This window comes from Candidatus Palauibacter soopunensis, assembly GCF_947581735.1.
Lineage (GTDB): Bacteria > Gemmatimonadota > Gemmatimonadetes > Palauibacterales > Palauibacteraceae > Palauibacter > Palauibacter soopunensis.
Map to the genome: position 1 here is coordinate 474,900 of NZ_CANPVT010000002.1, position 13,415 is coordinate 488,314.

Below are 13,415 nucleotides of genomic sequence, written 5' to 3' on the forward strand. Positions count from 1 at the left end.
CTGATGCAACATACGCCGCGTGACTTCGGGCGGCATGGGGGCGTGCGCGGTGGGGCGCGGTCTATGCACGCGGCGAGGCGCATCCCATGTTGCAAAAGGCCCCGCGCCCATCACACGAGGAGGTACCATGGACACGCGCGCCCCCGCTTCCCCCCGCGTCCCGCTCCGATTTCTCGCCGCACCCGCAACTCTCCTGATACTCTGCGGCCTCACCGCCCCCGCCCTCGTCGCGCAGGAAGCGAACGGCGCGCTCGCGCTCGAGTCCTGGCTCGACTGGGAGCGGGTCCAGGATCCGCAGATCTCGCCGGATGGCGGCGCCGTGGTATACGAGCGTCTGTGGGTCGACAAGATGAACGACGCGTGGGAGTCCTCGATCTGGATCGTGAACCCGGACGGCAGCCGTTCCCGCCACCTCGTCGACGGGTCGTCGCCGCGCTGGTCTCCCGATGGCAGCCGTCTCGCATTCCTCGCGCCCGACGACGAGGGGAACACGCAGATCTTCGTGCGCTGGATGGATGCCGAGGGCGCCGTTTCCCAGGTGACGCGGCTTACGGACAGTCCTTCGGACCTCGCCTGGTCTCCCGACGGGACGCGCTTCTCGTTCACGATGCGCGTGGGGGCGGAGCGGCCCACGGCGCGCCACTGGTCCATTTCGCTCCCCCAGCCGGAGGGGGCGACGTGGACGCCGGGTCCCCGGATCATCGAGCGCCTCGTCTATCGACAGGACCGCATCGGGTTCCTGGGCGACAAGTACCGGCACATCTTCGTCGTCCCCGCCGAAGGCGGTACGGCGCGCCAGCTCACCGAGGGCGACTACAATTTCGGCGTCCCGACGTGGGAGCCGGACGGACGGTCGCTCCTGTTCAGCAGCCTCATCATCGAGGACGCGGAATACCGGTGGCAGGAGACCGAGATCTATCGGCTCGACGCAGAGTCCGGCGAACTGAGTCAGGTCACGACGCGCAAGGGTCCGGACAACCGGCCGGTGCCCTCGCCGGACGGGCGCATGATCGCCTACGTGGGGCACGACACGACGACGTTCGACTACATCGAATCCGCCGTCTACGTGATGAACGCGGATGGATCGAACCCGCGTGCCCTTACGGCCGAAATGGACCGCAGCCCCGGGACGCTGCACTGGGCCCCGGACGGTGGCGGCGTCTACTTCGACGCGTCGGCCGACGGCTATCGCAACATCCACTACGCCTCGGTGGACGGAGAGGTGCGGGCGGTAACCGAGGGCCCGCAGATGTTCGGCGTCAACGATGTGAGCGACGGCGGCATGGCCGTCGGGATGTGGGGGGACGCGCACGAACCCGGCGACATCTATGCCTTCCCCGTCGATCGGCCCGACCGGCGCACGAGGCTGACGAATGTGAACGCGGACGTGCTCGCGGGCGTGACGCTGGGCGAAGTCGAGCAGGTCTGGAGCGAGTCATCCCATGACGGCCTCGCGATTCACGGCTGGGTCATCAAGCCCCCGGACTTCGACGGGTCGCGGCAGTATCCGCTCATTCTCGTGATTCACGGCGGCCCGCACGGCATGTACAACGGCGGGTTCAACTTCTCGTGGCAGGAACACGCCGCGAACGGCTACGTCGTCCTCTATACGAACCCGCGCGGAAGCTCCGGCTACGGGACCGAGTTCGGGAACGCGATCCAGTACGACTATCCGAACCACGACTTCGACGACCTGATGTCGAGCGTGGACGAGGTCATCTCCCGCGGCTACGTGGACGACAGCAACATGTTCGTCTACGGGTGCTCGGGCGGCGGCGTCCTGACGTCGTGGGTCGTGGGGCACACGGACCGCTTCCGGGCCGCGTCGGCGAACTGTCCGGTCGTGAACTGGTTCAACTTCCCGAACGAGGTCGACGGCAACTACCTGCGCTGGTACGCGGACTTCCAGGAGTTCCCGTGGGTGGACCCGAGCGAGCACATCCGCCGCTCGCCGATCACCTATGTGGGCAACGTTACGACGCCGACGATGCTCATGACGGGCGTCCTCGACCTGCGCACGCCGATGTCCCAGACGGAGCAGTTCTACCAGGCGCTCAAGGCGCAGAACAAGCCGACCGCGATGGTCCAGTTCCAGGGCGAGTGGCACGGCACGTCGCGCCTGCCATCCAACTTCCTGCGGACGCAACTCATCCTGAGGAAGTGGTTCGAGCGCTGGGGCACCCACGACGACGACCGCACCGCCGCAACCATGCCATGAACCGGACTGCTGGGAAGGTCTCTGCCCCTAGCTTGCGGAGTCTCGCCACTTACCGATAGATTGTTATACATGCGTAAAACAATCTTGGCGGTGCGACTGGAGGAGGAGTTGCGGGAGGCGGTCAACCGCCGTGCTGCTGCAGAGGGGACGACGGTGTCCGGCTTCGTACGGGAGACCCTTCGCGAGGCGGTAGCGGACCGGCCGGTCGGCGATCGGATCCGTCACCTCAAGGGGACCGTCCAGCTGGAAGCCGATGACGACGAGTGGCGCACGACGCTTCGGAGCCGCAACTGGCGCCGCTGACGGAATGGCTCGTGGATACGGGTCCGATCGTTGCCTATCTGGATCCGGGCGACCCCGCTCACCAGGAGGTCGGCGAGGCACTCGACCACTTCCGGGGCGTGCTCCACACGACAGGTGCTGTGGTGACCGAGGCCATGCACTTCATCACCCGTTCTCGCCGCGGCCCGTCGGCTCTCGCGGACTTCGTCGCGTACGGTGACGTGTGCGTCCACGACGCATGCCAGCCTCCCGGCATCACGAAGGCCGCGCTCCTGATGGATCGCTATGCGGACACGCCGATGGACTTCGCCGACGCCACGCTTGTCCTTCTCGCGCAGCGACTCGACGTACATGACATCTTGACCCTCGACCGCAGAGGCTTCCGCACTTACCGCACGGACGATGGCCGGCCCTTTCAGCTCATCCTGGATCAGACCGAAGCCGCGCCATGATCGAGCACAAGGGCTACACCGGGGCGTCAGGGCTGGAAGGTGGTTTCGGTAAGGATGTCGTCGAGGTTGGAGATCAGGAGGTCGGCGTCGGCTTCGGAGAAGACGAGGGGGGGCTTCATCTTGATCACGTTGTGGTCCGGGCCGTCCGTGCTGAGCAGGATCCCCTTGTCGCGCGTCCGCTGGACGGCGGCGTCGGCGAGGTCGGCGGCCGGTTCGAGGTCGTCGCCCTCCCGCACGAACTCGATGCCGGTGAAGAGGCCGCGGCCGCGGGCGTCCCCCACCGGGGCGTGACGGTCGCGGAGGTGTTCAAGGCCGGCCAGTAGACGCCTGCCGACGACGGCGGCGTTCTCCCGCAGTCCCTCGTCCTCGATCACGTCGAGGACGGCGAGGCCGATGGCGCAAGAGACGGGGTTCCCGCCGTAGGTATTGAAGTACTCCATCCCGTTGGCGAAGGATTCGGCGATCTCGCGCGTCGTGATGACCGCCGCGAGGGGATGGCCGTTTCCGATCGGCTTGCCGAGGGTGACGATGTCGGGGACGACGTCGTGCTCCTCGAAGGCCCAGAAGTGCGACCCCACGCGGCCGAAGCCGACCTGGACCTCGTCGGCCACGCACACGGCGCCGTGCTCGCGGGCCGCGGCGTAGGAAGCCGCGAGGTATCCGGACGGGAGCGGGATCTGTCCGCCGCAACTGAGGATCGATTCATGGAAGAAGGCGGCCGCGCCGGGCGGGCGCTCCTCGAACCAGGTGGGCTCCGTCTCGAGCGCCCGCGCCGCGTCGCCGACGTATGCCGCGTACAGGGGCGCCACGTCCCGTTCCGGCCCGCGGTGGATGCCCCGGAACAGGTCCGGCATGGGCGCCATCCGGACCCAGGGCCGGAGCCCTTTCCCGCCGGGGCCGTTGAACTTGTAGGGGCTCAGGTTGACGACCGAACTCGAGTTTCCGTGATACGCCCCGTCGAGGACGACCGCGCCCACCTTGCCGGTGTGCGTGCGCGCCATGCGAAGCGCGAGTTCGTTGGCCTCCGTGCCGGAGCACACGAGGAAGCATACGTCGAGCGGGGCCGGGAAGAGGGCCGCCAGCCGCTCCGTGTATTCGAGGATGGTCTCGTGCAGGTAGCGCGTGTTGGTGTTGAGCGCGGTCATCTGGCGGCGGGCCGCCTCGTTCACGCGCGGGTGCGAGTGGCCGACGTGCGCGACGTTGTTCACGCAGTCGAGGAAGGGCTGACCGTCGATGTCGTACAGCCGGCTTCCGCGCCCCCGGACGATGTGGAGGGGTCTCCCGTAGGAGAGGCTCAGCGAAGGACCGAGCCACCGATTCCGGTCCTCGACCAGGGCTGCGTGGCTGCGAGGTCGTGGCGCCGCCGCCTCTCCGGGGAGTTGAAGCAGGTGGTTCGGGTCGGGGCTCACCGCCGTCCAGGTGCCGCGGGCGCTCGGGGCGGCGACGCCCGGGAACGTTCCCTCGTAGCCCAGTGGGTCGAGGAAGATCTGGAAGTGGAGATGCGGGGCCCAGTCGCCGTTGGCTGGCGGGGCCCCGATCCAGCCGATCGTCCCGCCCGCCTCCACGACATCGCCGGGCGCGACTTTCGATAAAGCTTCGGCTGACAAATGCCCGAACAACGTCCGAAATCGGACCGGTCCATCCGCCCCGCCCGCCGGGTCCTCCAGCTCGTGCTCGAGGATGATCGTGGGGCCGTAGTCCAGGCGGTCGGCGTTGTCCTGCACGGACACGACGCGACCCCCGAGCGGCGTGAGGACGGGCGTCCCCGGCTCCGCGAACAGGTCGACGCCGAGGTGAACCGTCCGCCACTCGTCCATCTCATTCCCCGGCGCGCGGAAGGCCTCGCCCGTGTACCACCACCTCACTTCGTCGTAGCGGCCGATGCCGACCGCCGCCCCCGCGTCCCGCATCCGGTCGAACAGCCGCTGTGAGAACGCCGCATGATCCGAGGGATCGAAGGTTCCACCGTCGTCCCCCGACTCGACGCTCAGGTCCAGCGTGACCGTGGGTGCGGTGCGCGGATCGGGGTCGAGCACGGGCGCGGCGTCCGGGGCGGCGCGTTCGAGCGCCGCGATGACCCGAGCGGTCGAGGGACAGGGCGCGTGCCCGCACGCTTCCCGCAGCCGGAAGCGCCCCAGGTTCGGGGGCGTCGCGTCCAGGTGCCCGAGCACTTCCCAGGCCGGTGCCCGGCTCACGAGCAGGTACTCGTTGTCCGGCTCCTGGGCGCCGCGCACCGACGAAACCGTCACGCTGAGCGCGAGCCGCAGCCGCGCCAGTTCGTAGACCACATCGGCTTCGGCCTCCGTGAGTTCGTACTCGGCCGCGTAACCCAGGGCGACGTCGCAGAACGCGCCCACCGGATCGCGCGTGCCGAGGCCCGCGTACGCGCAGGCCACCGCCAGATCGGCGATGGTCCACGAGCGCATCGCGTCGCCGAAGTCGACCACGCCGACGAGTTTCGGCGCGCCGTCGAGAATCCTCGCCGGATCGACGTGGATGTTGGCGGGGTTCGCGTCGTTGTAGATCGGACCTTCCCGGAGTCCCGCGCGCCGCGGTGAGACAACCTCCGCGTACCGCTCCAGGATATGAGAGAGGATCGCCCGGCGTCCCGGGTCCGGGATCGCGACCAGGTTCTCCGCGACAAGCGTCGCCGCGCCCCGCAGATCCCAGATCATGGGCCGGTCTTCGATCGCGACCCGACCCGCCTCCGGCCCCGAGGCGAGGGAGCGATCCAGGATCCCGACCATACGCCCGATCTGGCGCCGGAGTTCAGGTCCATGCGGCCGGTATCGGTCGAGGGACACTCCGGGCACCGGATCCAGGAAGCGGATCAGGTGGGTGCGGCCGTCCAGCGCTCGTTCGATCAACGATTCGCCGCCGGCGGTGGCCCGCCACGTAGGGAGCCGGTAGCAGGATTGGGACGTGAGACCGTCGAGGATGGCGGCTTCGGCCCCGAGCACCGACCTGCGCTCGAGCGCGTTCGAGACCTTCAGGTAGCCGAGGGGTCCGTTGGCGCCCCGAATCTCGAACACGCGATCCCGCTCGCTCGCGCACTCACGAGCCTGGCCTTCCACTCCCCAGCCTTCGGCGGCGAGCCGCGCCGCCTCGCCCTCGCCGAGCGACGGCCTGCCGCCCGCATACGCGGTATCGAGCGTCTCCATGAGGGCCGAAGCTCCGACGCCGCCGGGACCGGGTCAACCACGCGCGTTGTTGCCGCCCGCGTCCGTCGCACCGAGCTTCCGGGTCCGGTCGAACCGCATCCGTACACGGAGGATCACGATGTCGCTCCGCTCCGCCCTTTTCGTTCCGATCTTCGCTGCGGCCGCCGCGGCCGCCGCCCCGCCGATCCTTGCCGCGCAGGAGCGGGTATACGCGGTCGCTTCACCGGCTGAACTGGAACTCGAGGTCGGAGCGTCCTTCCAGCTCACCGCGGAGATCCAGGGAACCGCGGAGGAAGGTGCCACCTCGGAGGTGCGCTGGTTCGCGGCCGACGATGGTGTGACGGTGACGCCGGAGGGCGTGGTGACGGCGGTGCGACCGGGCGAGTCGCGCGTGGCGGCGATGTTCCGCGGCCAGCCGAGCTGGGTGACGATCCGCGTGCCCCGGCTCGAGCCCGCCCGCATCGAGGCCCGCGTCGCCGGCCCCGTCTACGCGGGCGCGACCGCGGTCCTTCATCTCGAGGCCTACACGGCACCGGGCGGCGCGGTGGACGATGTCGAGTTCGCGTTTGCCTCCGCCGACCCGGACGTCGCGACGGTGGATGGTTCCGGACGCGTGCTCGGCCACGGGCCGGGACAGACGGTCATCACCGTTTCCGCCGGAGACGCCTCGACCCGGATCGACGTGACCGTCGAGCCGAACACCGCCGAGGACTACGAACTGGAGGCTTCCGGGGATGTAGGCTCGCTGTCGACGGGGGATGTCACGGCCTTCCGGCTCGTGGGCCGGGACGCCGGGGACAGCGAGATCCCCCTCGCGCCGCTGTGGAGCGTGACACCCAGCGGGGCGAGCGTCGAACCCGTCGACGGCCGCGGACTCTTCGTGGCGGAAGAGCCGGGGACGTACCACGTGACCGCGGTCGCGGGCCCGGCCATCGCCCGGACGGTTTCCGTGCGGGTCGGCCCCCGCCGCCACACGGCCCGGCTCGAACTCGTGGGGAGCGGGATCACGTCCACGCACCGGGCTGGCGACACCTGGGTGTTCGAGGGCGTGGACGGACGCGACTACGCCTATCTCGGCACCTTCTATCACGACTGGATGAAGGTGTGGGACGTGACGGATCCGACGCAGCCCGTCCTCACCGACTCCATCCAGCTCGATGCCCGCCGCATCAACGATGTGAAGATCCACCCCGACAACCGTCTCGGGATCGTCACCCGCGAAGGGGCCTCCAGCCGGAGGAACGGGATCGTCCTCCTCGACCTCTCGAATCCCGCCCATCCGGAGATCCTCTCCGAGTACACGGACACGGTGACGGGGGGCGTGCACAACGTCTGGATCCTGGGAGAAGAGGATCTCGTCTACGCCTGCCACAACGGCACGAGCGAGATCGTCATCATCGACATCTCCGATCCGGCGAACCCGCGCGAGATCAACCGCTGGGCGCACGACGAACCGGTCCGCAGCCTGCACGACGTGATCGTCCAGGACGGCTACGCATACGCTTCGTTCTGGAACGAAGGCATCTACATCCTCGATGCGGGGGCGGGCACGCACGGGGGCACGGCCCGCGATCCGAAGCTCGTCTCGCGGTGGGTGTCGGGGCAGGGGAACACGCACGTCGCCTGGCGTCACGGCAAGTACCTGTTCGTGGCGGCCGAGATCTACCCGTCCGACTGGGATCCGAACGCGTTCGGCCCCATCGAGGCGCGGGGCTACGTGGAAGTGCTCGACATGACGGACATGGACGACCCGGTGAAGGTCGCCCATTACACCGTGCCGGAGGCGGGGGCCCACAACCTGTGGAGCGATGACCGCGACCGGCTCTACATCGGCTACTACCAGGCGGGGCTGCGGGTGCTGGACATCTCGGGTGAACTGCGCGGCGACCTCTACCGCCAGGGCCGCGAGATCGGAGCGATCAAGACGTCATCGCCGGACGCCGCCGTCCCGAACTGGTCGATGACGTGGGGAGCCCAACTGTTCAAGGGACGGATCTTCACCTCCGACCTCCACTCCGGCCTGTGGATCGCCCGCCTCGTCGAGGAGGAACTCGTCCCATGAGAACGAAAGAGAGCACCATGAACCGCGCCACCGTGATGGTCGCCGCCGTCCTCATGTCGGCGGCGCCGATGTTTACCGCCGACGTTCTGGCCCAGGAGACGCCCGCGCCGGCCCCCGGGCAGACGGTCGTGCTGGTTACCGGATCCACCTCCGGCCTCGGGCGCGAACTGGCCCTGCGGCTGGGCGCGCGGGGCGATCACGTCATCGTCCACGGGCGCAACGAGGAACGCGGCGCCGAGGTCGTGGAGGCCATCAATGAGGCGGGACCCGGGAGCGCCCGCTTCTACCGCGCCGACTTCGCGTCACTCGCGGAGGTCCGCACGTTCGCCGAGACGCTGCTGGCCGACTACGACCGGATGGACATCCTGATCAACAACGCGGGTTTCGGGTCGGCGCCGGACGAGCGGTGGGTGACCGAGGATGGGCACGAGTACCGCTTCCAGGTGAACTACCTCTCCACCTTCCTGCTCACGCACATGCTGATGCCGCGCCTGCTCGACAGCACCCCGTCCCGCATCGTGAACGTGTCGTCCGGGGCGCAGACGCCGATCGACTTCGACGACGTGATGATCGAGAACAACTTCAGCGGGCGCCGCGCCTACGCTCAGAGCAAGCTCGCCCAGATCATGTTCACCCACGACCTGGCCGAGGACCTGGCCGGCACCGGGATCATCGTCGGCTCGCTACATCCCGCGACCTACATGCCGACCGGGATGGTGCGACGGTTGGGGGCCACGCCGCGAGCCACCATCGCGGAGGGGGCCGATGCCGTCATGCAGGTCGTCGACTCCGACGACTTCGAGAGCGGGCAGTATTTCAGCGGTCTCGATCCGACGCGCGCGAACGACCAGTCCTACGACGCCGGAGCGCGCGCCCGACTCAGAGAGCTGAGTCAGGAACTCACCGGCCTCACCTGCGGAATGGGCCGCTGCCGGCTGGATCGCTGACCGGCGGGCGGCTCCGCCGGAGCCGCTCCGCCAGAAAACTGCCCTCCTAGCGCTCCAGGGCTTCGAGGGCGGCGAGGATGTCCGCGTGCTCGGGGCGGACGCGGTAGTCCACTTCGGTGAAGCTCCAGCGCACCGTCCCCTCCATGTCGATGACGTAGGTCGTGGGGTGCGGGATCTGGCGCCCGCGCCCGTCGTCCTCGTTCAGGAGGCCGTAGCGGTACGTGATCGCGGATCCGTCATCGGACAGGAGCGGGAAGTCGAGCGCGTAGTCGTAGTCCTCGACGACGCGGTCGACCATGAGCCCGATGTCCTCGGGGCTGTCCGGGGCGATCGCCAGGAGCTGGGTCCGTTCGCGCTGTTCGGGCGTCATGAAGTCTCGCAGCTCTCCGAGCTGCTTTGCGCAGTACGGTCACCAGTGGCCGCGGTAGAAGAAGAGGATGACGTCCTTCTCCCCGCGGTAGTCCGAAAGCGTGATCGGCTCGCCCGTGCTCGAAAGGGCGGTGAAATCGGGCGCGGGGCTGCCGGCGAGCACGCGCTCGAGGTCCGCCGGGGGCAGATCATGCCCATCCAAGGGGCCGAGCACCACCTGAGCGGCCTCCTCGGCCACCGCTTCGGCGGCCCCCGCCGCCGCGGAGGCATCGGCATCTCCGGTGTCTCCCTCGGGTGCGCAGCCGGCCAGCCCGACCGCCACGACCGCCCCCGTTGCCCATAACCGGAGGTCACGCGCGTCCATCATCCGCATCTCCCTGTCTCCCTTCCCGTTTGTGTGCGCCCGCGAACGCCGCAGCCGTTCGCCGGCCCGGCAACGCTATCGTGCCGTGGGGCCGCGCGACAGCGGCGGCGGGGCGGAAACGGCGGTACCGGCGCGCCCGGGGCGGGTTCCGGCGCGTCTTGCGTGCGCCATGGGCGGTTCGGACTTTTTCCGGGACACGACACCAAGTGGTCCCGATCACCGGTTCAGGGGACCTCGGTCATCAGCTGGAGCCCGCAAAATGCGACACGATTACAGCCCTCGAATCCTTCGATTCTCCCTCTCCTTCGCCTTTCTCCTCGCCGCGGCCGCGACGGATGTCGCCGCGCAGGAGGGTGCGGACGGATACCAGACGCCGGCCGCCGAACTCGCCGCGCTCGTCGATGCCCCGGCGACGCCGGGGATCAGCCTGAGTCCCGACGAGTCGGTGATGCTGCTCACGATGCGGCCCAGCCTGCCGTCGATCGCCGAGGTGGCGGCGCCGGAGCTGCGGATCGCCGGGCTGCGCATCAACCCGCGCACGAACGGCCCCAGCCGCGCGCGGCCCTCGAACGGCCTCGCGCTTCGCACGCTCGATGGTGAAGAGCGCGCCGTGACCGGGCTGCCGGAGAACCCGCGCATCCGCAACACGCGCTGGTCGCCGAACGGGAGCACGGTGGCGTTCACCCACGACACCGACTCGGCCGTGCAGCTCTGGATACTTGACGTCGCCTCCGCGGCGGCGCGGCGGCTGTCGGACCTCGATCTCGTGAACGTGGGCTTCGGGGCCCCGTTCAACTGGTCGCCGGAGGGCGACTTCCTCTACGCCATGGCAGCACCGCCCGGCCGCGGCCCGGCGCCGGCCGAGCCGATGGTGCCGACGGCGCCCATGATCGAGGAGACGTCGGGGGAGGCGGCCCCCGCCCGGACGTACCAGGACCTGCTGCAGGACCAGCACGATGAGGCGCTCTACGAGTACTACTCGACGGCGCAGCTGGCCCGCGTCGGCCTCGACGGGTCGGTGGCCATGGTCGGCGATCCGTCGATCTTCTCGGGTGCCTCGCCATCGCCGGATGGCGAGCACCTGCTCGTGCAGACGACGCACCGGCCGTACTCGTACCAGGTGCCGGCCTCCCGCTTCCCGCGCACGATCGAGGTGTGGGATGCGCAGGGGAACGTGGTTCACCAGGTCGCGGAACTCCCGCTCCAGGATGGCGTCCCCACGTCGTTCGGGTCGGTGCCGACGGGCGTGCGGTCGATCTCGTGGCGCGCCGACGCGGACGCGACGCTGTACTGGACGGAGGCGCAGGACGGCGGCGACGCCCTCGCCGAGGCGGACATCCGCGACCGGGTGTTCATGCACGCGGCGCCCTTCTCGGGCGAGCCCGTCGCGATCGCGGATCTCCCGCTCCGCTACGGCGGGGCGATGTGGGCGGAGGAGGGATTCGCCTTCGTGAACGAGAACTGGTTCTCCACCCGCCAGCAGCGCACCTACCGGATCGATCCGGACGCCCCGGGCGAGATGGAGCTGATCTTCGACCTGCAGACGGAGGATCGGTACAACGACCCGGGCTTCCCGATGTTCACGACGAACGATCGCGGCCAGGGCGTCCTCATGACCGCCGACGGAGGGTCTTCGATCTACCTGGCGGGGCAGGGCGCTTCGCCCGAAGGCAACCGCCCCTTCCTCAGAAAGCGGAACCTCGACACGGGAGAGGAAGAGGAGTTGTTCCGCTCCGAGGCGCCGTACTACGAGGGCGTGGTCACGCTCCTTGAGGACGGGCGGCTGATGACACGGCGGGAGTCGGTGGACGAGCCCCCGAACTACTTCCTGCGCGACCTCGAGCGGGGGACGATCAGCGCGGTGACCGAATTCCCGCACCCGTACCCGCAGTTCGCCGGCATCCGCAAGGAGGCGATCCAGTACGAGCGCGGGGACGGCATCCCGCTCTCGGCCACGCTCTACCTGCCGGCGGACTACGACCAGGAGCGCGATGGTCCGCTTCCGACCTTCGTGTGGGCCTATCCGACCGAGTTCAAGAGCGCGGCGGCGGCGGGCCAGCGACGCGACTCGCCTTACCAGTTCACGCGGATCCCCTATGGCGGCGCCGTGCCTTACGTGACCCGGGGCTATGCCGTGCTCGACAATGCGTCGATGCCGGTCATCGGCGAGGGCGACGCGGAGCCCAACGACACTTTCCGCGAGCAACTGGTGGCGAACGCCCGGGCGGCGGTCGACGAAGGTGTGCGGCGCGGGGTTGTGGATCCGGACCGGGTCGGCGTCGGCGGACACTCCTACGGCGCCTTCATGACCGGCAACCTGCTCGCCCACTCCGACATCTTCCGGGCCGGCGTGGCGCGGAGCGGCGCCTACAACCGGACGCTCACGCCGTTCGGCTTCCAGCGGGAGCAGCGGCTGTTCTGGGAGGATCCGGACCTCTACCTGTACATGTCGCCCTTCATGCACGCGGACAAGGTGAACGAGCCCATCCTCATCATCCACGGCGAGGACGACAACAACTCGGGCACCTTCCCCATCCAGTCGCGGCGCTTCTACGCGGCGCTCAAGGGGCTGGGCGCGACGGCGCGGCTCGTCTTCCTGCCGGCCGAGAGCCACGGCTACGCGGCGCGCGAGTCGGTCCTGCACGTTCTGTGGGAGACCGACCGCTGGCTCGAGATGCACGTGAAACCGGCGAAGCCCGTCACGACGACGGACGACGCGGGAAACTGAGCGCCGCCGCCGAAGTCCCGCTTCTGGTCGAGGCGGAGGGTCCCGTCCGGATCCTCCGCCTCAACCGTCCCCGTCGTCTCAACGCCGTGAGCCTCCCCATGTACGAGGCGCTGGAGGCCGAGCTCGCGCGCATCGGAGCGGACTTCGAGACGCGCGTCGTCGTCGTGACGGGGACGGGACGGGGGTTCTGCTCCGGCGCCGACCTCAAGGCGCACCGCGATCACGAGGCATCGCGGGCTGAGCGCCACGCCTACATCGAGACGAGCCAGCGCGTGTTCCGCGCGCTCCAGACGTTGCCGCAGCCCGTGGTGGCGGCCGTGAACGGACACGCGATCGGTGCGGGCTGCGAACTCGCCCTCTCGTGCGATTTCGTCATCGTGGCGGAGGAGGCGAAGCTCCGCATGCCGGAGGTCGCGCTGGGGACGTTCATCGGCGGCGGCACGGCCTACACGCTCCGCCGGCGCGTCGGACACGCGCGCGCGGCCGAACTGATCCTGCTGGGGCGCTACTTCACCCCGGAGGAGGCGGGAGCATGGGGGCTGGCGAACCAGGTGCTCCCCGCGGAAGAGGTCCTCCCCGCCGCGCTCGATCTGGCCGGCCGGCTGGCCCGCAACGCCCCGATCTCCATGCGCCTCGCCAAGCAGCTCCTCGACCGCGCGGAATCCATCGACCCCGAGGAGGCGCTGCGCCTCGAGGCCGAGGCGCTCTTCGCCTGCATGGCCTCCCAGGACTGGCGCGAGGGGCTGGAGGCCTTCGCCGAGAAGCGCGCCCCCGCCTACCGCGGCCTCTAGCGGACGGACTGCTAGCCGCCGCCATTGCCGCCCTGCCTCTA

At 69.3% G+C, this 13,415-nt stretch carries 9 protein-coding genes; 7 read left to right on the forward strand and 2 right to left on the reverse strand.

Annotated features, from left to right (window positions below):
• The first annotated feature begins 127 nt into the window (after positions 1-127).
• The 3 genes from RN901_RS02325 to RN901_RS02335 all read left to right on the forward strand — a co-directional run bounded on the left by RN901_RS02325 (position 128) and on the right by RN901_RS02335 (position 2,952).
• Positions 128-2,218 carry a S9 family peptidase gene (locus tag RN901_RS02325; protein WP_310755482.1) on the forward strand — a complete coding sequence of 697 codons (2,091 nt, stop codon included), beginning with the start codon at positions 128-130 and terminating at the stop codon, positions 2,216-2,218.
• Positions 2,219-2,287: 69 nt separating this feature from the next.
• Positions 2,288-2,521 (forward strand): ribbon-helix-helix protein, CopG family, encoded by a 234-nt coding sequence (locus RN901_RS02330; protein ID WP_310755485.1) that lies wholly within the window; start codon positions 2,288-2,290, stop codon positions 2,519-2,521.
• On the forward strand, positions 2,482-2,952 hold the full coding sequence (locus RN901_RS02335) for a PIN domain-containing protein (RefSeq protein ID WP_310755489.1): 471 nt from the start codon (positions 2,482-2,484) through the stop codon (positions 2,950-2,952). The genes RN901_RS02330 and RN901_RS02335 overlap by 40 nt, the downstream gene beginning before the upstream one ends.
• Positions 2,953-2,978: 26 nt before the next feature.
• Here RN901_RS02335 and RN901_RS02340 read toward each other — a convergent pair whose 3' ends face one another.
• Positions 2,979-6,113: an aminotransferase class III-fold pyridoxal phosphate-dependent enzyme gene (locus RN901_RS02340; protein WP_310755492.1), complete on the reverse strand. Its 3,135-nt coding sequence runs from the start codon at positions 6,111-6,113 to the stop codon at positions 2,979-2,981.
• A 118-nt stretch (positions 6,114-6,231) separates the two neighbouring features.
• Here RN901_RS02340 and RN901_RS02345 point away from each other — a divergent pair, with 118 nt between their 5' ends.
• Together RN901_RS02345 and RN901_RS02350 are read left to right on the forward strand one after the other, a co-directional pair.
• Positions 6,232-8,175: an Ig-like domain-containing protein gene (locus tag RN901_RS02345; protein WP_310755495.1), complete on the forward strand. Its 1,944-nt coding sequence runs from the start codon at positions 6,232-6,234 to the stop codon at positions 8,173-8,175.
• Positions 8,172-9,122: an SDR family NAD(P)-dependent oxidoreductase gene (locus tag RN901_RS02350; protein ID WP_310755498.1), complete on the forward strand. Its 951-nt coding sequence runs from the start codon at positions 8,172-8,174 to the stop codon at positions 9,120-9,122. Before RN901_RS02345 ends, RN901_RS02350 begins: the two co-directional genes overlap by 4 nt.
• 46 nt (positions 9,123-9,168) lie before the next feature.
• Here the strand turns inward: RN901_RS02350 and RN901_RS02355 are convergent, their stop codons facing one another.
• A complete protein-coding gene (locus tag RN901_RS02355; RefSeq protein ID WP_310755500.1) occupies positions 9,169-9,864 on the reverse strand; it encodes a redoxin domain-containing protein in 696 nt (231 codons plus the stop codon).
• Positions 9,865-10,114: 250 nt separating this feature from the next.
• On the opposite strand from RN901_RS02355, the gene RN901_RS02360 reads away from it, so the two are divergent.
• Both RN901_RS02360 and RN901_RS02365 read left to right on the forward strand, forming a co-directional pair.
• On the forward strand, positions 10,115-12,583 hold the full coding sequence (locus tag RN901_RS02360) for a prolyl oligopeptidase family serine peptidase (protein ID WP_310755503.1): 2,469 nt from the start codon (positions 10,115-10,117) through the stop codon (positions 12,581-12,583).
• A 50-nt stretch (positions 12,584-12,633) separates the two neighbouring features.
• On the forward strand, positions 12,634-13,374 hold the full coding sequence (locus tag RN901_RS02365) for an enoyl-CoA hydratase-related protein (protein ID WP_345782343.1): 741 nt from the start codon (positions 12,634-12,636) through the stop codon (positions 13,372-13,374).
• Positions 13,375-13,415: the final 41 nt, after the last annotated feature.